Genomic DNA, 22,775 nt, shown 5'->3' with positions numbered 1-22,775 from the left:
TGTTGTCCGTTTTAGCACTCAGGCCGGAAATGCCTGATACCTGGAGAGCCTTTCTTGAGCCAGGAATACACCGAAGACAAAGAAGTCAATTTAACCAAACTGAGCAGTGGACGCCGACTCCTTGAGGCGTTATTGCTGCTCGTTGCCCTGTTTGCCGTCTGGCTGATGGCGGCCTTACTCAGTTTCAATCCTTCCGATCCCAGCTGGTCACAAACCGCATGGCATGAGCCTATCCATAATTTGGGTGGCGTTCCCGGTGCCTGGCTTGCCGATACGCTGTTCTTTATTTTTGGCGTGATGGCCTACACCCTGCCGGTGATCATTATCGGTGGCTGTTGGTTTGCCTGGCGCCATCGTCAGAACGATGACTATATCGACTATTTTGCCGTCTCGCTGCGCCTGATTGGCGCGCTGGCATTGCTTCTGACGTCCTGCGGTCTGGCGGCGATTAACGCCGATGACATCTGGTATTTTGCCTCCGGCGGCGTGATTGGCAGCCTGCTCAGCACCGCGCTGCAGCCGATGCTGCACAGTAGCGGCGGGACTATTGCGCTGCTTTGCGTCTGGGGCGCAGGGCTGACGCTGTTTACCGGCTGGTCCTGGGTCAGCATTGCCGAAAAGATCGGCAGCGTGATCCTCAATATTCTGACCTTCGCCAGCAACCGCACCCGTCGGGATGACACCTGGGTGAATGACGAAGAGTATGAAGATGACTACGATGAAGATGAACCGGTCGTTGAACGCCGCGAATCGCGTCGGGCCCGCATTCTGCGTGGCGCTGCTTTGCGTCGTAAGCGCGTGGCCGAGAAATTCTCTAATCCCTTAGGCCGCAAAACGGATGCCGCGCTGTTCTCCGGGAAACGGATGGACGACGACGAAGTGGCGTACAGCACCCGTGGCGTCGCGGCCGATCCGGATGATGTGCTATTTTCCGGCAACCGCGCGCTACCGTCTGACTATGATGAGTACGACCCGCTTCTGAATGGCCACTCCGTCGCTGAGCCGATCGCGGCGGCCGCTGCCGCAACGGCGGCCACCCAGGCCTATGCTGCACCGGTTGAACCGGTAATCTCTGCGCCTTCTGTTCCTGAGACCTCTCTGCAACAGCCGGTGGTTGAATGGCAAACCGTCCCTGGCGTGCCGGTTTCCGAAGCCGTTATTGCCCCCGAGCCGGAACAGTATGTCCAGCAGCAGTGGCAGCCGCCTCAGCAGCCTGAGACGCCTTACCAGCCTGAGCCGCAGTATGAACCGCAGCAGCCAGAACTCCAGCCGGAGCCGGTTATTGCTCCACCGACGGTGGAAGCGTCGCCTGTCGAAGAGGTGAAAGCCACCCGTCCGCCGCTCTACTATTTTGAAGAAGTGGAAGAGAAGCGCGCCCGCGAGCGTGAACAGCTGGCGGCCTGGTATCAGCCCGTTCCTGAACCAGTGCAAGAGGCTGCTCCGGTTAAACCGGTAGAAATTCCCTCTGTTCCGGTACCGGCTTTTGATCCGGTATCGGCCACTGCTGCAGTCGCACCTGTAGCTGCAGGCGTGCAGCAGGCGACCGCCGCAGCAAGTGCCGCGGCGCCTTTATTCAGCCTCGCGTCAAGCGGCGCACCACGTCCGCAGGTCAAAGAGGGCATTGGCCCGCAGCTGCCGCGTCCTAACCGTGTGCGCGTCCCGACTCGCCGCGAACTGGCCTCTTTTGGCATCAAGCTGCCTTCTCAGCGCATGGCTGAAGAAGAGAAAGCGCGTGAGGTCGGGCGTCAGCAGTACGACGACGACCAGTACAGTGATGATACTGATGAGATGCAGCAGGATGAGCTGGCGCGTCAGTTTGCCGCAACGCAGCAGCAGCGTTATGGCGAAGAGTATCAGCCTGAGCCTCAGCATTATCAGCAGCAAGAAGACGACGATGCCGCAGAGCAGGAGCTGGCGCGTCAGTTCGCCGCGACGCAGCAGCAGCGTTACGCCGGTGAACAGCCCAAGGGGGCGAGTCCGTTCTCGCTGGCAGACTTCGAATTCTCACCGATGAAAGATCTGGTGGATGATACGCCGAGTGAACCCCTGTTCACCCCGGGCGTGATGCCAGATGCAGAACCGCCGCGCGAAGCGTATACGCCGCCGCAGCCTGCCGTGGCCCCGGCACCGGTGCAGCAACCACAGCACTATGCGCAGCCGCAACAGGTTGCACAACCGCAGCAATTCGCTCAGCCGCAGCCGCAGGTTCAGGCACCGCAGCCTCCGGTTCAGCCGCAGCAGAGCCTGATCCATCCGCTGTTGATGCGTAACGGTGATAGCCGTCCGCTCCAGAGACCGACGACGCCGCTTCCGTCGTTTGATCTGCTCACGCCGCCACCAACGGAAGTTGAACCGATAGATACCTTTGCTCTGGATCAGATGGCGCGTCTGGTTGAGCTACGTCTGGCCGACTTCCGCATTAAAGCAGATGTGGTGAACTACTCTCCGGGTCCGGTAATTACCCGCTTTGAGCTGAACCTGGCACCGGGCGTAAAAGCTGCACGTATTTCGAACCTCTCCCGTGATCTGGCGCGTTCGCTGTCGACCGTTGCCGTGCGCGTGGTCGAGGTCATTCCTGGCAAACCGTATGTCGGCCTGGAATTACCGAATAAAAAGCGTCAGACCGTTTACCTGCGTGAAGTACTCGACAACGCTAAATTCCGTGATAACCCGTCGCCGCTGAGCGTGGTGCTGGGTAAAGACATTGCCGGTGAGCCGGTGATTGCCGATCTGGCAAAAATGCCGCACCTACTGGTGGCAGGTACGACGGGCTCCGGTAAGTCAGTCGGCGTTAACGCCATGATCCTCAGCATCCTGTATAAAGCCCAGCCGGAAGATGTGCGTTTCATCATGATCGACCCGAAAATGCTGGAACTGTCGGTTTATGAAGGGATCCCGCATCTGTTGACCGAAGTGGTCACCGATATGAAAGATGCCGCCAACGCCCTGCGCTGGAGCGTCAACGAGATGGAACGCCGCTACAAGCTGATGTCGGCGCTCGGGGTGCGTAACCTCGCGGGCTACAACGACATCATCGCGGAAGCAGCCAAAATGGGGCGCCCAATCCCGGATCCGTACTGGAAGCCGGGTGACAGCATGGATGCCCAACATCCGGTGCTGGAAAAACTGCCGTATATTGTGGTGCTGGTGGATGAATTTGCCGACCTGATGATGACCGTCGGCAAGAAAGTTGAAGAGCTGATTGCCCGCCTGGCGCAAAAGGCGCGTGCGGCGGGGATCCATCTGGTGCTGGCGACGCAGCGACCGTCGGTGGACGTGATCACGGGCCTGATTAAAGCCAATATCCCGACCCGTATTGCCTTTACCGTGTCGAGCAAAATCGACTCCCGTACTATCCTCGATCAGGCGGGTGCGGAATCACTGCTCGGCATGGGGGATATGCTCTATTCCGGGCCGAATTCCACCTCGCCGGTGCGTGTTCATGGCGCGTTCGTCCGTGACCAGGAAGTCCATGCCGTGGTCCAGGACTGGAAGGCGCGTGGTCGTCCCCAGTACGTTGAAGGCATCACCTCTGACAGCGAGAGCGAAGGTGGCGGTGGCGGCGGTGTTGACGGCGGTGAAGATCTCGATCCGTTGTTCGACCAGGCCGTTAACTTCGTCACCGAAAAACGCAAAGCGTCGATCTCCGGGGTACAGCGTCAGTTCCGCATCGGTTACAACCGCGCGGCGCGTATCATCGAGCAGATGGAAGCGCAGGGGATCGTCAGCGAACAGGGCCATAACGGTAACCGTGAAGTGCTGGCACCCCCGCCGTTTGAGTGATTCACCCGCGATTGCAAAGATGGGTAAATCAGCAAAATTTAAGCATTTTCTTCTGTCGCCTGCCTGCGGGCAGGTCCAGAATAGTTGACAGAAAGCTCCCATTTCGGGATGACGTATTGTAAGGAATAACAATGAAAAAAATCGCTATCACCTGTGCATTACTGACCAGCTTTGTGGCAAGCAGCGTCTGGGCTGATGCCGCCAGCGATCTGAAAAGCCGCCTGGATAAAGTGAGCAGCTTCCACGCCAGCTTCACCCAGAAAGTGACTGACGGCAGCGGTAATGCGGTGCAGGAAGGTCAGGGCGATCTGTGGGTTAAGCGTCCGAATCTTTTCAACTGGCATATGACGCAGCCGGATGAAAGCATCCTCGTCTCTGACGGACAAACACTGTGGTTCTTTAACCCGTTTGTTGAGCAGGCGACGGCGACCTGGCTGAAAGATGCCACCAGCAACACCCCGTTTATGCTGATCGCCCGTAACCAGACCAGCGACTGGCAGCAGTACAACATTAAACAGAACGGCGATGACTTTGTCCTGACGCCAAAAGGCAGCAACGGCAACCTGAAGCAGTTCACCATCAACGTTAGCGCGAATGGCACTATCAATCAGTTCAGCGCCGTTGAGCAGGACGAACAGCGCAGCAGTTATCAGCTGAAATCACAGCAAAACGGCGCTATTGAGGCATCGAAATTCACCTTTACCCCGCCGAAGGGCGTAACGGTGGATGACCAACGTAACAAGTAAGAGGCGTGAGTGGGCAACCTGTCGCTCGATTTTTCAGATAATGCGTTTCAACCTCTGGCCGCCCGTATGCGGCCAGAAAATTTAGCGCAATACATCGGCCAGCAGCACCTGCTGGCTGCGGGTAAGCCCTTGCCGCGCGCCATTGAGGCCGGGCATCTGCATTCGATGATCCTGTGGGGACCGCCAGGCACCGGCAAGACCACGCTGGCCGAAGTCATCGGCCGCTATGCGGATGCAGACGTTGAACGTATTTCTGCCGTCACCTCCGGGGTGAAAGAGATCCGTGAAGCAATTGAACGTGCGCGCCAGAGTCGCAATGCCGGTCGCCGCACGATCCTGTTTGTCGACGAAGTCCACCGCTTCAACAAGAGCCAGCAGGATGCGTTCCTGCCGCACATCGAAGATGGCACCATTACGTTTATCGGCGCCACCACCGAAAATCCCTCGTTCGAACTGAACTCGGCGCTGTTGTCCCGGGCCCGCGTCTATCTGCTGAAGTCGTTAACCACCGAAGACATTGAACAGGTGCTGACCCAGGCAATGGACGATAAAGCGCGCGGCTACGGCGGGCAGGACATTGTTCTGCCTGACGAAACCCGCCGCGCCATTGCGGAGCTGGTCAACGGCGATGCACGCCGGGCGCTGAACACGCTGGAGATGATGGCCGACATGGCCGAGTCTGATACCCGCGGCAAGCGGGTGTTGCAACCCGCTTTGCTCACTGAAATCGCCGGGGAGCGCAGCGCGCGTTTTGATAATAAGGGCGACCGTTTCTACGACCTGATCTCCGCGCTGCATAAATCGGTACGCGGCAGTTCACCTGATGCTGCCCTGTACTGGTATGCACGCATTATTACCGCCGGGGGCGATCCGCTGTATGTGGCGCGCCGCTGTCTGGCTATTGCCTCGGAAGATGTCGGTAACGCCGATCCGCGCGCCATGCAGGTGGCACTATCCGCCTGGGACTGCTTTACCCGGGTTGGGCCCGCGGAAGGTGAACGCGCCATTGCGCAGGCGATTGTTTATCTGGCCTGCGCGCCGAAGAGTAATGCCGTCTACACCGCATTTAAGGCGGCCATGTCCGACGCCCGTGAGCGGCCTGACTATGACGTGCCAGTCCACCTGCGCAATGCCCCGACCAAACTGATGAAAGAGATGGGGTACGGTCAGGAGTATCGCTACGCGCACGATGAACCCAATGCCTATGCTGCCGGAGAAGCCTATTTTCCGCAGGAAATGGCACAAACGCGTTATTATCATCCGACAAACAGGGGCCTTGAGGGTAAGATTGGCGAAAAGCTCGCCTGGTTGGCCGGACAGGATCAAAATAGCCCTATAAAACGCTACCGTTAGGCCTATCGTTGCGGTAATGTTGGTAACGTATCTGATGATCGCAGGCTGCGGTCATTTCCTCCTATTTTTTAATTCGATAAGCACAGGATAAGCATGCTCGATCCCAATCTGTTGCGTAACGAGCCAGACGCAGTCGCTGAAAAACTGGCACGCCGGGGCTTTAAGCTGGATGTAGATAAGCTGGGCGCTCTCGAAGAGCGTCGTAAAGTTTTGCAGGTACAAACCGAAAACTTGCAGGCAGAGCGTAACTCTCGATCGAAATCCATCGGCCAGGCGAAAGCGCGCGGGGAAGACATTGAGCCATTGCGTCTGGAAGTGAACAAACTCGGTGAAGAGCTGGATCAGGCGAAGGCTGAGCTGGAAGAGCTGCTCGCAGAAATTCGCAATATCGCGCTGGCTATCCCGAATACCCCAGACGACAGCGTCCCTGTCGGCAAAGACGAAAATGACAACGTTGAAGTGAAACGCTGGGGCACGCCTCGCGAATTCGATTTTGACGTGCGCGACCATGTCACCCTCGGTGAAATGCACGCGGGCCTCGATTTTGCCGCTGCCGTTAAGCTGACCGGTTCCCGCTTTGTGGTGATGAAAGGGCAGATTGCCCACCTGCACCGCGCGCTGGCCCAGTTCATGCTGGATCTGCACACGGAACAGCACGGCTACAGCGAAACCTACGTCCCGTATCTGGTGAACCACGATACGCTGTACGGCACAGGTCAGCTGCCGAAGTTTGCCGGCGATCTGTTCCACACCCGTCCGCTGGATGAAGAAGCCGACAGCAGCAATTATGCACTGATCCCAACCGCAGAAGTGCCGCTGACCAACCTCGTTCGCGACGAGATCATCGACGAAGACGATCTGCCGATCAAACTGACCGCGCACTCGCCGTGCTTCCGTTCTGAAGCGGGTTCCTACGGGCGTGATACCCGTGGTCTGATCCGTATGCACCAGTTCGACAAAGTCGAAATGGTACAGATCGTGCGTCCGGAAGAGTCCATGGCCGCGCTGGAAGAGATGACCGGTCATGCAGAAAAAGTGCTGGAGCTGTTGGGCCTGCCGTACCGCCGTATGGCGCTGTGTACCGGTGACATGGGCTTTGGTGCCTGCAAAACCTTCGACCTGGAAGTATGGGTTCCGGCGCAGGGCACCTACCGTGAAATCTCCTCCTGCTCTAACGTCGGAGATTTCCAGGCTCGCCGTATGCAGGCGCGCTGCCGTACTAAGTCTGACAAGAAAACCCGTCTGGTTCACACCCTGAACGGCTCGGGTCTGGCTGTAGGACGTACGCTCGTTGCCGTGCTGGAAAACTACCAGCAGGCTGACGGTCGCATTGAAATTCCTGAAGTGCTGCGCCCGTACATGAAAGGCCAACAGTTCATCGGCTAATCTATCTGCCTTAACAAAAAAGCGCCTGCGGGCGCTTTTTTTATGCCCCGCTTTTGACATCAGGCAATACCTCTTACCTCCAAAGTAGTAATACTTCCCCACAGATGGTTAGCATAAACATCGGCTAACACATCCATCCTTTATATAAATAACTATATAGCGGTTATTGCCGCAAATTTTATCATTGTGAGCAATCAAAGTGAGAGTCTATGAAAATGAAAACGCCGGATGCGTTGCTTGCTGCTGAGGTGAGTCGTCGTGGGTTGATGAAAACCACGGCGATTGGCGGCCTGGCGGTTGCCAGTAGCGCATTAACATTGCCTTTTTCACGCCTGGTCTCGGCTGCAGAAGCCCCGGCTGCGGTAAAGCCTGATGAGAAAGTGGTCTGGAGCGCCTGCACAGTAAACTGCGGCAGTCGCTGCCCGCTACGCATGCACGTTATCGACGGTGAAATCAAATATGTCGAGACGGACAACACGGGTGATGATAACTACGATGGATTACACCAGGTTCGGGCCTGTTTGCGTGGACGCTCAATGCGTCGTCGCGTCTACAACCCTGACCGCCTGAAATACCCGATGAAGCGCGTCGGCAAACGTGGCGAAGGTAAGTTCGAGCGTATCAGCTGGGAAGAGGCCTTTGATACCATCGCCAGCAATATGCAGCGTTTGATTAAAGATTACGGCAATGAGTCAGTCTATCTGAACTACGGTACCGGGACCCTGGGCGGGACCATGACCCGCTCATGGCCACCCGGTAAAACACTGATTGCCCGTCTGATGAACTGCTGCGGCGGTTACCTCAATCATTACGGCGACTACTCCACCGCGCAAATTGCTGCAGGCCTGAGCTATACCTACGGCGGCTGGGCGGATGGTAACAGCCCGTCGGATATAGAAAACAGCCAGCTAGTCGTCCTGTTCGGTAATAACCCCGGTGAAACGCGCATGAGCGGCGGTGGGGTAACGTACTACATTGAACAGGCACGGCAGAAATCCAACGCCCGGATGATCGTGATTGACCCACGCTATACCGACACCGGAGCAGGGCGTGAAGATGAGTGGATCCCGATCCGTCCCGGTACTGATGCAGCGCTGATCTCCGCGCTGGCATGGGTGATGATCCGCGAGAATCTCGTCGATCAGCCGTTCCTCGATAAATACTGCGTCGGCTTCGACGAAAAAACGCTGCCGGAAGGTGCGCCCGCGAACGGCCACTATAAAGCCTATATTCTCGGTCAGGGTAATGACGGTATCGCCAAAACCCCCGCATGGGCGGCGGCGATCACCGGTATTCCCGAAGCGCGGATTGTGCAGCTGGCGCGGGAAATTGCCGGAGCCAAACCGGCCTTTATTTCACAAGGATGGGGCCCGCAGCGTCATGCCAACGGTGAACTGGTGTCCCGCGCAATCTCCATGCTGGCGATTTTGACCGGTAATGTGGGGATCAACGGCGGTAACAGCGGCGCGCGCGAAGGCTCGTATTCTCTGCCGTTTGTCCGCATGCCCACGCTGGAAAACCCGGTTCAGACCAGCATCTCCATGTTTATGTGGACCGATGCTATTGAGCGTGGTCCGGAGATGACCGCCACCCGCGACGGCGTGCGCGGTAAAGACAAGCTCGATGTGCCGATCAAGATGATCTGGAACTACGCCGGTAACTGTCTCATCAACCAGCACTCTCAGATCAACCGCACCCATGACATCCTGCAGGATGACAAAAAATGCGAGCTGATTGTGGTGGTGGATTGCCATATGACCTCGTCGGCGAAGTATGCCGATATCCTGCTGCCGGACTGCACCGCCTCTGAACAGATGGACTTCGCGCTGGATGCCTCCTGCGGCAACATGGCATACGTCATTTTTGCCGACCAGGCGATCAAACCCCGTTTCGAATGCAAAACCATCTATGAGATGACTTCCGAACTGGCAAAACGGATGGGTGTTGAGCAGCAGTTCACCGAAGGCCGCACCCAGGAAGGGTGGATGCGCCATCTGTATGAGCAGTCACGTACCGCAATTCCTGAGCTGCTGTCGTTTGATGAGTTTCGTCAGCATGGCATGTTCAAGCAACGCGATCCTGAAGGGCATCACGTGGCCTATAAAGCGTTCCGCGCCGATCCTGTCGCTAACCCGCTGACCACGCCATCCGGCAAAATCGAGATCTACTCCGCGCAGCTGGCGCAAATTGCTGCTAGCTGGGAGCTGGATAAGGACGATGTGATCGATCCGCTACCGGTTTATAGCCCTGGCTTTGAAAACTACGACGATCCGCAGAGCAAAGATTATCCGCTGCAGATGACCGGTTTCCACTACAAAGCGCGTACCCACTCAACCTACGGCAACGTGGACGTACTGCAGGCGGCCTGCCGTCAGGAGATCTGGATCAATCCGCTGGATGCGCAAAAGCGCGGGATTAAAAACGGCGAACGGGTGCGGATCTTCAATGGCCGTGGCGAAGTGCATATCGAAGCTAAAGTAACGCCGCGTATTCTGCCGGGTGTTGTCGCCTTAGGCGAAGGGGCCTGGTACAACCCGGACGCCAGCCGTGTCGATCAGGCTGGCTGCATTAACGTGCTGACCACCCAACGCCCGTCGCCGCTGGCGAAAGGCAACCCGTCCCACAGTAACCTGGTTCAGGTTGAAAAGGCGTAAGGAGTAGCTCATGACCACTCAGTATGGATTTTTTATTGATTCCAGCCGCTGCACCGGGTGTAAAACCTGCGAGCTGGCGTGCAAGGATTACAAGGACCTGACTCCGGACGTCAGCTTCCGCCGCATCTACGAGTACGCAGGCGGCGACTGGCAGGAGGATAACGGCGTCTGGCACCAGAACGTCTTTGCCTATTACCTGTCGATTGCCTGCAACCACTGCGAAGATCCGGCCTGCACCAAAGTCTGCCCCAGCGGGGCGATGCACAAACGTGACGACGGTTTTGTGGTGGTAAACGAAGAGGTCTGTATCGGCTGTCGTTACTGCCACATGGCCTGCCCGTACGGCGCGCCGCAGTACAACTCTGCCAAAGGCCATATGACCAAGTGCGACGGCTGCCATGACCGGGTGGCAGAGGGCAACAAGCCGATTTGCGTCGAGTCCTGCCCGCTGCGGGCGCTGGACTTCGGCCCGATTGACGCGCTGCGCAAAAAGCACGGTCAGCTCGCCGCCGTGGCCCCGCTGCCGTCGGCGCACTTCACCAAGCCGAGTATCGTGATTAAACCCAATGCCAACAGCCGACCGACGGGTGACACCACCGGCTATCTGGCCAATCCAAAGGAGGTGTGAGATGGGAAGTGGATGGCATGAATGGCCGTTGATGATTTTCACGGTCTTTGGGCAGTGCGTCGTGGGGGGCTTTATCGTGCTCGCCTTCGCACTGTTCAAAGGGGAACTGTCGCGCTATAAGCAGCAGCGCCTGCTGATGAATATGCTGGTGCTGTGGGGGCTAATGGGGGTGGGCTTTGTCGCCTCCACGCTGCACCTCGGCTCGCCGCTGCGCGCCTTTAACTCGCTTAATCGGGTTGGTGCGTCCGCGCTCAGCAATGAAATTGCCAGCGGGGCGTTGTTCTTCGCCGTTGGTGGGCTGGGCTGGCTGCTGGCAATCGTCGGAAAACTGCCTACGGGTTTACGTGCTCTGTGGCTGATAGTCACGATGGTGCTGGGCGTTGTCTTCGTCTGGATGATGGTGCGGGTCTATAACACTATCGACACCGTGCCGACCTGGTACAGCATCTGGACGCCGCTGAGCTTCTTCCTGACCATGTTTATTGGCGGGCCACTGCTCGGCTATCTGCTGCTGCGCGTGGCGGGCGTTGAGGGCTGGGCGATGCGTCTGTTGCCCGTAGTGATGCTGCTGGCGTTGACCGCTAGCGTGGTGGTTGCGCTGATGCAGGGGGCGGAGCTGGCGACGATTTCCAGCTCTCTCCAGCAAGCGTCCGCGCTGGTGCCGGATTACGGTTCGTTAATGGCCTGGCGCATGGTGTTGCTGGTGGCTGCGCTGGCATGCTGGGTCGTGCCGCAGCTGAAGGGCGATCGCCCGGCGTTGCCGCTGCTGTCGCTGGCGTTCATCCTGGTGCTGGCGGGCGAACTGATCGGTCGCGGCGTCTTTTACGGGCTGCATATGACGGTGGGTGTGGCCGTGGCCAGCTAAGCGAGCATTGAGTTATAACCAGCCGGGACAACGTGCCCGGCTTTTCTTTTACCGATCATGAAATTTTTCAACTGAACATCTGGCACTGATTTAATTTTATTTAAACAAAAACAATCAGATAATAAATGTTCGCCGTGCCGGTAAGCGAAGCAGGATAAGTTTTTCAAATCGATAGCCTGCAAATCGTGCGAGCGGCCTAAGTGGATGGATTGACTTTGTTTTTGCCAGTGGCATGATGCGCACGAAATCTGAACATCCTCACGGTTTTTAATCCATGTCTACCTATTCCCGCCCGGTGCAGCTGTTGCTCTGTGGCCTGCTTTTGCTGACCCTGGCGATCGCGGTGTTAAACACCCTCGTTCCGCTTTGGCTCGCCCATGAAAACATGCCTACCTGGCAGGTTGGCATGATTGGCTCGTCCTATTTTACCGGTAACCTGCTGGGCACGGTGATCGCCGGCAAGATGATCAAGCGCCTGGGCTTTAACCGCTGCTATTACCTGGCGTCGCTAATTTTCGCCGTCGGCTGTGTTGGGCTGGGGCTGATGATGGGCTTCTGGAGTTGGATGAGCATGCGCTTTGTGGCCGGGGTCGGCTGCGCAATGATCTGGGTAGTCGTTGAGAGCGCCCTGATGTGCAGTGGGACGTCGCGTAATCGCGGACGCCTGTTGGCCGCCTATATGATGGTGTATTACGTGGGTACCGTACTGGGTCAGGTAATGGTCAGCAAACTGCCTACTGACCTGATGAGCGTGCTGCCGTGGGTGACCGGTCTGGTGTTGGCTGCGATCCTGCCGCTGCTGTTCACCCGCATTCTGCATCAGCAGGATGCGCATCAGGAACCGGCCCGCGTCTGGCCGATGTTCCGCCTGCGTCAGGCCCGTCTGGGCGTAAACGGCTGCATTATTTCCGGGATTGTGCTCGGTTCACTGTACGGCCTGATGCCGCTCTATCTCAACCACCAGGGTGTCAGCGATGCCGGGATTGGCTTCTGGATGGCGGTGATGGTCAGCGCCGGGATCGTCGGGCAATGGCCGATTGGTCGTCTTGCCGACAAGTTTGGCCGCCTGCTGGTGCTACGTGTTCAGGTGTTTGTGGTGATCATGGGCTGTATGGCGATGCTCGGTAACGCGTCGATGGCACCCGCGCTGTTTATCCTCGGGGCGGCGGGCTTTACGCTTTATCCGGTGGCAATGGCCTGGGCCTGCGAAAAAGTCGAACAGCATCAGCTGGTGGCGATGAACCAGGCTCTGCTACTGAGCTATACCATCGGCAGTCTGCTGGGGCCGACGCTGACGGCGATGCTGATGCAGAACTATTCCGACAATCTGCTGTTTGTCATGATTGCCAGCGTGTCGTTTATCTACCTGTTAATGCTGCTGCGTAAAGCGGGGGAGCATCCTACCTCTGTGGCGCATGCCTGAGGCTAAAAAAATACCCGGCTGATTAGCCGGGTATTTTTTAGTACATCACTTTGTGACCGTACTGCTCCAGAATGCTTTTCACACGTTCCATGGTCTCTTTCTTCGGCGGCTTCACGCCATCGAGCTTGTACTCTTCGCCCATCGCTACCCACTTGTGTTTGCCCAGCTCGTGATACGGCAGCAGCTCGATTTTTTCAACGTTGCCCATATCGCGGGTGAACTCGCCCAGGCGGTGCGCGGAGTCGTCATCGTCTGACCAGCCCGGTACGACAACGTAGCGGATCCAGGTTTTGATGCCTTTGCCGGAAATATACTTCGCGAACTCAAGGGTGCGGTGGTTCGACACGCCCACCAGATTCTGGTGGATTTCGTCGTTCATCTGCTTGAGATCCAGCATGACCAGATCGGTCACTTCCAGCAGCTCATCAATGACCGGATCGTAGCGACGGACAAAGCCATTGGTGTCCAGGCAGGTATGGATGCTCTCTTTACGGCAGGCGCGGAACCAGTCACGCACAAATTCGGCCTGCAGGATCGCTTCGCCGCCTGATGCGGTTACACCGCCGCCGGAAGCGTTCATAAAGTGGCGGTAGGTCACCACCTCTTTCATCAACTCTTCAACGGTGACCTCTTTGCCGCCGTGGGTATCCCAGGTATCGCGGTTATGGCAGTACAGGCAGCGCATCAGGCAGCCCTGGAAGAAGGTAATAAAGCGGATGCCTGGGCCATCGACGGTGCCACAGGACTCAAAGGAGTGAATGCGACCAATAGTTGACATTGCGGTGATATCTCCAGATTCGGCCCGTCCGGGGCCTGTTTATGTGCACAACTCAAACGGCTGTGTCGAGTCTGTTTTGGCTGTTATCCATTCAGTATAGATAGCGGACAAAAGAGACTGTGGGGCGGGGGGTGTTAAAAAGGCCCCACTTGTGTGGAGCCTTTATTGTACGCTTTTTACTGCGTGATTTCAGTCAAATCCAATTACATGGACTGAGTGAAAGTACGGGTAATAACGTCTTTCTGCTGTTCTTTCGTCAGCGAGTTGAAGCGTACTGCGTAGCCAGATACACGGATGGTCAGCTGCGGATATTTTTCCGGATGTTCCATCGCGTCGAGCAGCATTTCACGGTTCATGACGTTCACGTTCAGGTGCTGACCACCTTCGATGGACGCCTCGTGATGGAAGTAACCGTCCATCAGACCCGCGAGGTTGGTTTTACGCACTTCGTCGTCTTTACCCAGCGCGTTTGGCACGATAGAGAAGGTATAAGAGATACCATCTTTGGCGTAGGCAAACGGCAGTTTAGCAACGGAGGTCAGAGAGGCAACAGCACCTTTCTGGTCACGGCCGTGCATTGGGTTAGCACCTGGTCCGAATGGCGCGCCAGCACGACGACCGTCTGGGGTGTTACCGGTTTTCTTACCATACACAACGTTAGAGGTGATGGTCAGAACAGACTGAGTCGGGATAGCGTCACGGTAGGTGGTCAGTTTCTGAATTTTCTTCATGAAACGTTCAACCAGGTCAACTGCCATGTCATCAACGCGAGAGTCGTTGTTACCAAACTGCGGGTATTCGCCTTCGATTTCGAAGTCGATAGCCAGACCGTCTTCGTCACGAATCGGTTTAACTTTCGCATATTTGATAGCAGACAGGGAGTCAGCGGCAACGGACAGACCTGCGATACCACATGCCATGGTGCGAACCACGTCACGGTCGTGCAGAGCCATCAGAGAAGCTTCGTAGCTGTACTTGTCGTGCATGTAGTGGATGACGTTCAGTGCGGTGACGTACTGTTTAGCCAGCCAGTCCATGAAGTGATCCAGACGATCCATTACTTCGTTGAAGTCCAGAACGTCAGCTTTGATTGGTTCAGATTTAGGACCAACCTGGATTTTCAGTTTTTCATCAACGCCGCCGTTGATTGCGTACAGCATGGTTTTCGCGAGGTTAGCGCGAGCACCGAAGAACTGCATTTGCTTACCAACAATCATTGGGCTTACGCAGCAAGCGATAGCGTAATCATCGTTGTTGAAGTCAGGACGCATCAGATCATCATTCTCGTACTGCAGAGAAGAGGTATCGATGGACACTTTAGCGGCATATTTTTTGAAGTTCAGTGGCAGTTTTTCAGACCACAGAATGGTGATGTTCGGCTCCGGAGACGGCCCCATGGTGTACAGGGTGTTCAGGAAACGGAAGCTGCTTTTGGTCACCAGAGTACGGCCATCTACACCCATACCGGCGATAGATTCTGTTGCCCAGATTGGGTCACCAGAGAACAGCTCATCGTATTCTGGGGTACGCAGGAAGCGAACCATACGCAGTTTCATGACCAGGTGGTCAATCATTTCCTGTGCGTCGGTTTCGGTGATTTTGCCAGCTTTCAGGTCACGTTCGATGTATGCATCCAGGAAGGTGGATACGCGACCGAAGGACATTGCTGCGCCATTCTGAGACTTCACAGCGGCCAGGTAGCCGAAGTAGGTCCACTGAATAGCTTCCTGTGCGTTAGTCGCTGGAGCAGAGATATCACAGCCGTATTTAGCCGCCATTTCTTTGATCTGACCCAGGGCACGGTACTGCTCGGAGATCTCTTCGCGCAGACGGATGGTCGCTTCCAGGTTTACGCCATTTTCCATGTCAGACTGCAGAGACAGGAACTGTGCGTATTTGTCTTTCATCAGGAAGTCGATACCGTACAGCGCAACGCGACGGTAGTCACCGATGATACGGCCACGGCCATACGCATCCGGCAGACCGGTCAGCACGCCAGATTTACGGCAGTTCAGGATGTCTTTGGTGTAAACATCAAACACGCCCTGGTTGTGCGTTTTGCGGTATTCGCTGAAGATTTTTTTCAGCATTGGGTCCAGTTCGCGATCGTACGCTTTGCACGAACCTTCAACCATTTTGATGCCACCGAACGGAATAATGGCGCGTTTCAGTGGCGCTTCAGTCTGCAGACCAACGATCTTCTCGAGAGACTTCTGGATATAACCCGCGTCGTGAGAAGTGATGGTAGAGGCAATGGAGGTGTCGAAATCAACAGGCGCGTGAGTGCGGTTTTCCTGTTTAACGCCTTCCATAACGCTGTCCCACAGAGTGGTGGTTGCGTCGGTTGCACCGGCCAGGAAGGATTCGTCACCTTCATATGGAGTGTAGTTTTTCTGGATGAAGTCACGGACGTTGACTTCGTTCTGCCAATCACCTTTGGCAAAACCTTCCCAGGCTGTGGCTAACTTTTCATTAAGCTCGGACATGTGATACCTACCTTCTTAAGTGGATTTTTTATTTACTGCCTGAGATAACCATTAATGATGGTTATCGCCACGCAGGTAAATGACCCAGTATGTCAACCCAACCAGCAGACCCCCGCCGATAATGTTCCCGATTGTGACAGGGATCAGATTATCAGTGATGAAGTTCATAACGGTTAAGTGAGAGAAATTTTCCGGGCTGGAACCAACTGCGGTCCAGAACTCCGGGCTAGCGAAGTCGCGAATTACGATACCGAAAGGAATCATAAACATGTTAGCAATACTGTGCTCAAAGCCGCTGGCAACGAACATGGCGACAGGCAGAACCATAATCATGGCTTTGTCCATCAGGCTGCGTCCGGAGTAGCTCATCCAGACGGCCAGGCAGACCATCAGGTTTGCGAGGATACCCAGCGCGACGGCTTCGATAAAGGTATGGTGTACTTTATGGTCAGCGGTTTGCAGGACGTTCAGTCCCCAGGCGCCGTTGGCGGTCATGTATTCACCCGACAACCACATCAGCAGAACAAACAGCAGGCAGCCAATCAGGTTTCCAACGTAAACGTTGAGCCAGTTTTTTGCCAGTTGGCCCCAGGTAATCCTACCGCTGGCTTTCGCCACCACGATAAGCACCGTCGAGGTAAAGAGATCGGCGCCGCAAATGACGCACAAAATCAAACCCAGCGAGAAACAGATGCCGCCAATCAGCTTAGCGATGCCGAAGGGCATCCCGGCAGTCCCGGTGGTGGCGGTGATGTAGAACACAAACGCAATGGAGATGAACACACCGGCGGTGATCGCCAGGAAGAACGTCGTCAGCGGTTGTTTCGTAGCTTTATAGACACCCGCTTCTTCGGCCACTTTGGCCATTGCAGCTGGGAGTAAAAGATCAAAAGGGTTGTCAGCTTTCACACTAACTCTCTCTTTATTAAGTCGGCGACGAGATACTAACAAAGCATTATAGAAGAGAAATTGATGTAGATCATATCTCGCCTGGCTTATAGGCCCGCAAAGTGCGTGGTTTTCCAGCAGGAGCAGGGTAAGTATTTGATTATCCGTATAAAAATAAATTTTAAAAGTTACAAAATGATTTGATTTTTTTCTCCCGACTCCCTCCATGGCAGTTAATTATAATGGAGTATTTAACATAAAAAGTAACAATAAGCCTCAGGTCGCGATTATTATAGTTACGCTTGTTTAACTTTATTAATACATTTGAGTTTTATTGCCCAAGAAATAAAAAAACGGGGCAATTAAATTGCCCCGTAATATAACGTAGGTGATTGTATAAGCCTACAGTTTGTAATGCTAATCGCCGCTATTTTGCCCAGTAAGCGCTTTTCGCTTTCTGCAATTTCTCATAGGCTTTCAGCAGTGACTGATGAGCAGGGAAGGCCTTAAGATCGCTATCCACAGCCTGCAGGCCGTGGAAAGGCGCTTCGCCGCTCAGGGCCGCGCTGGCGGTGTCTACCGCTTCTGCACCGTACATACGCACAAACGCGTTGAGATACTGCAGCGGCTGACGATCTTCTTCCTGCGCCAGTAACAGCAGCGTCTGCAGGCAGCGGTAGTAGTTAGCGCGTTCTGCACTGAAGATAGAGGCGTTAAATTCGATGGTCCACTCGGTCCAGATCAGCGCCTGTTCCAGATCGCCACCCGCCAGCGCCAGCATCGCCTTCAGCTCGCCAATGCGCAGGGTGTACCAGCCGTTATCTTTGCCCGTTGCCAGCCCCAGCAGCTCGCGCACGCGGGTAAAGTCGTCGTGGCCTTCATCGTCCAACTGGGTGATCAGGTTCAGGTAGTCCTCTTTCTCCCAGCTGCTCGCCGGCAGGGCCAGCAGCGTTTCGCGCAGATGGCTGCCCATGCTGTTGTTGGCCAGCCACAGATCTTCAACCGGATAGATGTCGGACATGCCCGGCACCAGAATACGGCACGCGTACACGCTCAGATGTTCGTAATCGGCGATGTACACTTCCTGATCTTCTGCCGCGAAAATTGCCATCAGCGTCGCGAACTCTTCTTCTGTAGTGCCCGCGAAGCTCCAGTCAACAAACGGATAATCCGCGTCCTGCTTGAACATATCCCAGGAGATGGAACCGCTGGAGTCGATGAAGTGAGTTTCCAGGTTGGCATGCTCACCCACTTCTTCGTCATCGAAGGTCGGCGGGGTAAAGACGTCGAGATCTTTCAGGCTGCGGCCCTGCAGCAGCTCGGTAACGGTACGTTCCAGCGCCACGCCAAAGTCCGGGTGCGCGCCAAACGAGGCGAAGCAGGTGCCGTTAGCCGGGTTGAACAGGACGACGCAGATAACCGGATAGTTGCCGCCCAACGAGCCGTCGTAAGCAAAGATTGGGAAGCCTTCTGCTTCGAGCTTCGCAATGGACTCCACCACGCCCGGGTAACGCGCCAGCACGTCGGCTGGGATTTCCGGCAGGCTGATGGATTCCGCGATAATGCGGTTTTTGATGTGGCGTTCGAAGACTTCAGACAGGCCCTGAACACGCGCTTCGTTGCGGGTGTTACCTGCGGACATGCCGTTAGAGACATACAGGTTACCGATGATGTTCATCGGGATATACACCGTCTGCTCATCGGACTGACGGGTAAACGGCAGGGCGCAAATACCCCGATCGTCGTTTCCTGACTGCAGATCCACCAGCATGCCGGCGGTCAGCTGGTTGTCCAGATCGTAAAATGCACGCAGACGATCGTCGAGAATACCTTCCGGCAGCTCGTCATCTTCGGTCAGCGGGAACCATTTTTCATTCGGATAGTGAACAAACGGGCCATTTGCCACGGTGTCGCCCAGCCAGAAATCAGCAAAGAAATAGTTGGTGGACAGACGTTCAAAATACTCACCCAGCGCAGAGGCCAGCGCCGCTTTTTTGGTGGCGCCTTTACCGTTGGTAAAGCACAGCGCGCACTCTTTATCGCGGATATGCACCGACCAGACGTGAGGGACCGGGTTGAGCCAGGAGGCTTCTTCGATGTTAAAGCCCAGGTCGGTCAGTTTTTGCTGGAAACGAGCGATGGAATCTTCCAGGGCGGCGTCTTTGCCGGGGATAAACGTTTGAGTCATGGCATTCACTTATATCGTACGGAAAGCGCGCAATGATACGGGTTTTGCATGACAGGCGCTATCCTCCCGACGGTTTCAACGAAAATAAAAGGCTGAACTATGCTTACTGACAGTAACCTACTGTTAAGGCATAAAAAAATGAAAACGTTCGATTTGCAACGAATGGCGTTTGACAAGGTTCCACCGGACTTTTTATGGGAAGTGGCGCTGCGCAGCCTGTATACCTTCGTTTTAGTCTTTCTGTTCCTTAAAATCACCGGCCGTCGCGGCGTTCGGCAGATGTCGCTGTTTGAGGTGCTGATTATTCTGACGCTGGGCTCGGCGGCCGGGGACGTCGCCTTTTACGATGACGTGCCGATGCTCCCGGTACTGATTGTGTTCGTCACCCTCGGTCTGCTGTATCGGCTGGTGATGTGGCTGATGTCGAAAAGCGAAAAGCTGGAAGATCTGTTTGAAGGCAAACCCGTGGTCATTGTGAAAGAGGGGCAACTTGCCTGGGAGGAGCTGAACAGGGCCAATATGACGGAGTTCGAGTTCTTTATGGAACTTCGCATCAGCAGCGTCGAACAGCTGGGGCAGGTGCGGCTGGCGATTCTGGAGACTAACGGGCAAATCAGCGTCTATTACTATCATGACGACGATGTGAAGCCGGGGCTGTGCATTTTGCCGGACAAATGTATTGAACGCTTTATACGTGTGCCGGATGAGGGGGAGTATGTCTGCATCCGCTGTAGCCACATTCTGACCCTGTCCGCCGGGGAACAACGTTTATGTCCGCGCTGCAAACATCCGGAATGGACGAAGGCCAGCCGGGCGAAACGCATTACCTGATAGCCATTATGTCGGTTTTGTTACCGATGCACGGTGGAATGTGTTGTGTGAAGCAGCGCACATTTTACCGCTCGTCAGTTTTAGTCATTGCGGCGCGTGTGACTGAATGATAAAACCGATATCCACAGTTATAACTTATGGCTTTTAGCGTGGTGAGGGGAAATGACTCAGGTCTTTAATTTTAGTTCAGGTCCGGCAATGTTACCGGCGGAAGTGCTCAAACAAGCTCAACAAGAGCTGTGTGACTGGAACGGTCTGGGCACGTCGGTGATGGAAGTCAGCCACCGTGGTAAAGAGTTTATTCAGGTGGCGGAAGAGGCAGAAAAGGATTTTCGTTTCCTGCTGAATATCCCCTCAAACTACAAAGTTTTGTTCTGCCACGGCGGCGGTCGCGGCCAGTTCGCAGGACTCCCGCTGAACCTGCTGGGCGATAAAACCACCGCAGACTATGTGGATGCCGGTTACTGGGCCGCAAGCGCAGTGAAAGAAGCCCATAAATACTGCACCGCAAATGTCATTGACGCCAAAACCACGGTTGATGGTTTACGTGCCGTGAAGCCAATGAGCGAGTGGCAGCTGTCCCGCGATGCGGCGTATCTGCACTACTGCCCGAATGAAACCATCGACGGTATTGCGATCCACGAAACACCAGACTTTGGCGACGACGTGGTGGTAGCCGCCGACTTCTCCTCGACGATCCTCTCCGGCCCGCTCGATGTCAGCCGCTTCGGCGTGATTTACGCCGGTGCGCAGAAAAATATCGGCCCCGCTGGCCTGACGCTGGTGATTGTGCGCGAAGACCTGCTGGGTAAAGCGCATAAGGCGTGCCCGTCGATTCTGGATTACAGCGTCCTGAACGATAACGATTCAATGTTCAATACCCCACCGACGTTTGCCTGGTATCTCTCAGGTCTGGTCTTTAAATGGCTGCGTAACAATGGTGGTGTGGCGCAGATGGACAAGATCAATCAGCAGAAAGCGGAACTGCTGTACGGCGTGATCGACGCCAGCGACTTCTATCGCAACGACGTGGCTCAGGCTAACCGTTCGCGCATGAACGTGCCGTTCCAGCTGGCAGACAGCAATCTGGATAAGCTGTTCCTTGAAGAGTCGTTTGCTGCTGGCCTGCATGCGCTGAAAGGCCACCGCGTTGTGGGCGGCATGCGTGCCTCTATTTATAACGCGATGCCGCTCGAAGGCGTTCAGGCCCTGACCGCCTTCATGACTGACTTCGAACGTCGCCACGGTTAATCCCGCCAGTATTCACCCCCGTAGCCTGGCTGCGGGGTTTTTTATTATGTTGAGTTGAGAGTTAAGCTTCATGGAATCCCTGACGTTACAACCTATTGCGCGGGTAGATGGCACCATTAATCTGCCTGGTTCAAAAAGTGTCTCGAACCGCGCCTTGCTGCTGGCAGCGCTGGCAAACGGCACCACTGTCCTGACCAATCTGCTGGACAGCGATGACGTTCGCCATATGCTCAATGCGCTGAAAGCGTTGGGCGTTCAGTTTACGCTGTCTGCCGACCGGACCCGTTGTGAAGTGACCGGCAATGCCGGTGCGCTGCAGTCAGCCGATGCGCTGGAGCTGTTCCTCGGTAATGCCGGTACGGCGATGCGCCCGCTGGCGGCGGCACTGTGTCTGGGCAGCAATAATATCGTCCTGACCGGCGAGCCACGCATGAAAGAGCGTCCAATCGGCCATCTGGTGGATGCTCTGCGTCAGGGCGGCGCACAGGTCGATTATCTGGAACAAGAAAACTATCCGCCGCTGCGCCTGCGTGGGGGCTTTACCGGTGGCGACGTGGCGGTGGACGGTAGCGTCTCCAGCCAGTTCCTGACCGCGCTGTTAATGACAGCGCCGTTGGCTCCGCAGGATACGGTCATTATTATCAAAGGTGAACTGGTATCAAAACCTTATATCGATATCACCCTGCACCTGATGAAAACCTTCGGCGTCGACGTTGAAAACCAGAATTACCAGCGTTTTGTGGTGCGCGGTGCGCAGCAGTATCAGACGCCGGGCAACTATCTGGTAGAAGGCGATGCCTCATCGGCGTCCTATTTCCTCGCGGCGGGTGCTATTAAAGGTGGCACCGTTAAAGTGACCGGTATCGGTCGCAACAGCGTGCAGGGCGATATTCGTTTTGCCGACGTGCTGGAAAAGATGGGCGCGGTTGTCACCTGGGGCGATGACTTCATCTCCTGTACTCACGGTGAGCTGAATGCCATCGATATGGACATGAACCATATCCCGGATGCGGCAATGACCATTGCCACGGCGGCGCTGTTTGCCAAAGGCACCACCACCCTGCGCAACATCTATAACTGGCGTGTGAAGGAGACCGACCGCCTGTTCGCGATGGCGACGGAGCTGCGAAAAGTGGGTGCAGAAGTTGAAGAGGGCGAGGATTACATTCGCGTGACGCCACCTGCCCAACTGCAGGTTGCTGAAATCGGCACCTACAACGATCACCGTATGGCGATGTGCTTCTCGCTGGTGGCGTTGTCGGATACCCCGGTCACTATCCTCGATCCGAAATGTACCGCGAAAACCTTCCCGGACTATTTCGAACAGCTGGCGCGCATCAGTACGCTTGCCTGATGAACCTGTGCCGCATCGCCCGATGCGGCATTTCCTTACGCTTCCTGACGTTGTCATCGGCCATTTCTTCTACACTCAGCTTCAATCATTCTGCAATTTGCACGCAAAGGTAACAGTTGTGCGGCCAGGCGCGTATAATGCGCGGCGTTCATACATCGGTA

15 protein-coding genes are annotated in these 22,775 nt (G+C 55.6%); 11 read left to right on the top strand and 4 right to left on the bottom strand.

The annotated features are described in order from the left end of the window. The first annotated feature begins 54 nt into the window (after nucleotides 1-54). The 8 genes from ftsK to M8014_RS08400 all read left to right on the top strand — a co-directional run bounded on the left by ftsK (nucleotide 55) and on the right by M8014_RS08400 (nucleotide 12,838). Entirely contained in the window at nucleotides 55-3,783 is a 3,729-nt protein-coding gene (ftsK, locus tag M8014_RS08435) for a DNA translocase FtsK (protein WP_271282074.1), read from the top strand. A gap of 131 nt (nucleotides 3,784-3,914) precedes the next feature. Continuing rightward, a complete protein-coding gene (gene lolA / locus M8014_RS08430; protein WP_271282073.1) occupies nucleotides 3,915-4,529 on the top strand; it encodes an outer membrane lipoprotein periplasmic chaperone LolA in 615 nt (204 codons plus the stop codon). Between the two features lie 9 nt (nucleotides 4,530-4,538). Next, nucleotides 4,539-5,882 carry a replication-associated recombination protein RarA gene (rarA, locus tag M8014_RS08425; protein WP_271282072.1) on the top strand — a complete coding sequence of 448 codons (1,344 nt, stop codon included), beginning with the start codon at nucleotides 4,539-4,541 and terminating at the stop codon, nucleotides 5,880-5,882. A 93-nt stretch (nucleotides 5,883-5,975) separates the two neighbouring features. Further along, the gene (gene serS / locus M8014_RS08420; RefSeq protein WP_271282071.1) at nucleotides 5,976-7,268 is read left to right on the top strand and encodes a serine--tRNA ligase; all 1,293 of its coding nucleotides are present in this window, start codon (nucleotides 5,976-5,978) and stop codon (nucleotides 7,266-7,268) included. Between the two features lie 209 nt (nucleotides 7,269-7,477). Then, complete coding sequence (gene dmsA, locus M8014_RS08415) at nucleotides 7,478-9,922, top strand: dimethylsulfoxide reductase subunit A (RefSeq protein ID WP_271282070.1); 2,445 nt, start codon at nucleotides 7,478-7,480, stop codon at nucleotides 9,920-9,922. 10 nt (nucleotides 9,923-9,932) lie between these two features. After that, on the top strand, nucleotides 9,933-10,550 hold the full coding sequence (locus M8014_RS08410) for a DMSO/selenate family reductase complex B subunit (protein WP_271282069.1): 618 nt from the start codon (nucleotides 9,933-9,935) through the stop codon (nucleotides 10,548-10,550). 1 nt (nucleotide 10,551) lies between these two features. Further along, the gene (locus tag M8014_RS08405; RefSeq protein WP_271282068.1) at nucleotides 10,552-11,415 is read left to right on the top strand and encodes a dimethyl sulfoxide reductase anchor subunit family protein; all 864 of its coding nucleotides are present in this window, start codon (nucleotides 10,552-10,554) and stop codon (nucleotides 11,413-11,415) included. Nucleotides 11,416-11,689: 274 nt separating this feature from the next. Next, nucleotides 11,690-12,838 (top strand): MFS transporter, encoded by a 1,149-nt coding sequence (locus tag M8014_RS08400; RefSeq protein WP_271282067.1) that lies wholly within the window; start codon nucleotides 11,690-11,692, stop codon nucleotides 12,836-12,838. 37 nt (nucleotides 12,839-12,875) lie between these two features. Here the strand turns inward: M8014_RS08400 and pflA are convergent, their stop codons facing one another. From pflA to ycaO, 4 genes are all read right to left on the bottom strand, one after another. Then, nucleotides 12,876-13,616, bottom strand: coding sequence for a pyruvate formate lyase 1-activating protein (gene pflA / locus M8014_RS08395; RefSeq protein ID WP_271282066.1), 741 nt, complete (start codon nucleotides 13,614-13,616; stop codon nucleotides 12,876-12,878). 203 nt (nucleotides 13,617-13,819) lie between these two features. Continuing rightward, on the bottom strand, nucleotides 13,820-16,102 hold the full coding sequence (pflB, locus tag M8014_RS08390; protein WP_271282065.1) for a formate C-acetyltransferase: 2,283 nt from the start codon (nucleotides 16,100-16,102) through the stop codon (nucleotides 13,820-13,822). A gap of 51 nt (nucleotides 16,103-16,153) precedes the next feature. Further along, nucleotides 16,154-17,011: a formate transporter FocA gene (gene focA, locus M8014_RS08385; RefSeq protein WP_271282064.1), complete on the bottom strand. Its 858-nt coding sequence runs from the start codon at nucleotides 17,009-17,011 to the stop codon at nucleotides 16,154-16,156. A 406-nt stretch (nucleotides 17,012-17,417) separates the two neighbouring features. Further along, nucleotides 17,418-19,178 carry a 30S ribosomal protein S12 methylthiotransferase accessory factor YcaO gene (gene ycaO, locus M8014_RS08380; RefSeq protein ID WP_271282063.1) on the bottom strand — a complete coding sequence of 587 codons (1,761 nt, stop codon included), beginning with the start codon at nucleotides 19,176-19,178 and terminating at the stop codon, nucleotides 17,418-17,420. Nucleotides 19,179-19,316: 138 nt separating this feature from the next. On the opposite strand from ycaO, the gene M8014_RS08375 reads away from it, so the two are divergent. The 3 genes from M8014_RS08375 to aroA all read left to right on the top strand — a co-directional run bounded on the left by M8014_RS08375 (nucleotide 19,317) and on the right by aroA (nucleotide 22,614). Next, complete coding sequence (locus tag M8014_RS08375; RefSeq protein WP_271282062.1) at nucleotides 19,317-20,009, top strand: DUF421 domain-containing protein; 693 nt, start codon at nucleotides 19,317-19,319, stop codon at nucleotides 20,007-20,009. Between the two features lie 162 nt (nucleotides 20,010-20,171). Further along, nucleotides 20,172-21,260: a 3-phosphoserine/phosphohydroxythreonine transaminase gene (gene serC / locus M8014_RS08370; RefSeq protein WP_271282061.1), complete on the top strand. Its 1,089-nt coding sequence runs from the start codon at nucleotides 20,172-20,174 to the stop codon at nucleotides 21,258-21,260. Nucleotides 21,261-21,330: 70 nt separating this feature from the next. Further along, nucleotides 21,331-22,614, top strand: a complete 1,284-nt coding sequence (aroA, locus tag M8014_RS08365; RefSeq protein ID WP_271282060.1) for a 3-phosphoshikimate 1-carboxyvinyltransferase — start codon at nucleotides 21,331-21,333, stop codon at nucleotides 22,612-22,614. Nucleotides 22,615-22,775: the final 161 nt, after the last annotated feature.

Source organism: Silvania hatchlandensis (genome assembly GCF_025564065.1).
Taxonomy (GTDB): Bacteria; Pseudomonadota; Gammaproteobacteria; order Enterobacterales; family Enterobacteriaceae; genus Enterobacter; species Enterobacter hatchlandensis.
Note: the sequence above shows the minus strand (reverse complement) of the source record. Positions and strands in the feature narration are given on the sequence as shown.

What these genes read in the sequence shown, in the direction of transcription:
- lolA (WP_271282073.1), top strand. Translation starts at nt 3,915, where the DNA reads ATGAAAAAAATCGCTATCACCTGTGCATTACTGACCAGCTTTGTGGCA.
- serS (WP_271282071.1), top strand. Translation starts at nt 5,976, where the DNA reads ATGCTCGATCCCAATCTGTTGCGTAACGAGCCAGACGCAGTCGCTGAA.
- dmsA (WP_271282070.1), top strand. Translation starts at nt 7,478, where the DNA reads ATGAAAATGAAAACGCCGGATGCGTTGCTTGCTGCTGAGGTGAGTCGT.
- M8014_RS08410 (WP_271282069.1), top strand. Translation starts at nt 9,933, where the DNA reads ATGACCACTCAGTATGGATTTTTTATTGATTCCAGCCGCTGCACCGGG.
- M8014_RS08405 (WP_271282068.1), top strand. Translation starts at nt 10,552, where the DNA reads ATGGGAAGTGGATGGCATGAATGGCCGTTGATGATTTTCACGGTCTTT.
- M8014_RS08400 (WP_271282067.1), top strand. Translation starts at nt 11,690, where the DNA reads ATGTCTACCTATTCCCGCCCGGTGCAGCTGTTGCTCTGTGGCCTGCTT.
- pflA (WP_271282066.1), bottom strand. Translation starts at nt 13,616, where the DNA reads ATGTCAACTATTGGTCGCATTCACTCCTTTGAGTCCTGTGGCACCGTC.
- pflB (WP_271282065.1), bottom strand. Translation starts at nt 16,102, where the DNA reads ATGTCCGAGCTTAATGAAAAGTTAGCCACAGCCTGGGAAGGTTTTGCC.
- ycaO (WP_271282063.1), bottom strand. Translation starts at nt 19,178, where the DNA reads ATGACTCAAACGTTTATCCCCGGCAAAGACGCCGCCCTGGAAGATTCC.
- M8014_RS08375 (WP_271282062.1), top strand. Translation starts at nt 19,317, where the DNA reads ATGAAAACGTTCGATTTGCAACGAATGGCGTTTGACAAGGTTCCACCG.
- serC (WP_271282061.1), top strand. Translation starts at nt 20,172, where the DNA reads ATGACTCAGGTCTTTAATTTTAGTTCAGGTCCGGCAATGTTACCGGCG.
- aroA (WP_271282060.1), top strand. Translation starts at nt 21,331, where the DNA reads ATGGAATCCCTGACGTTACAACCTATTGCGCGGGTAGATGGCACCATT.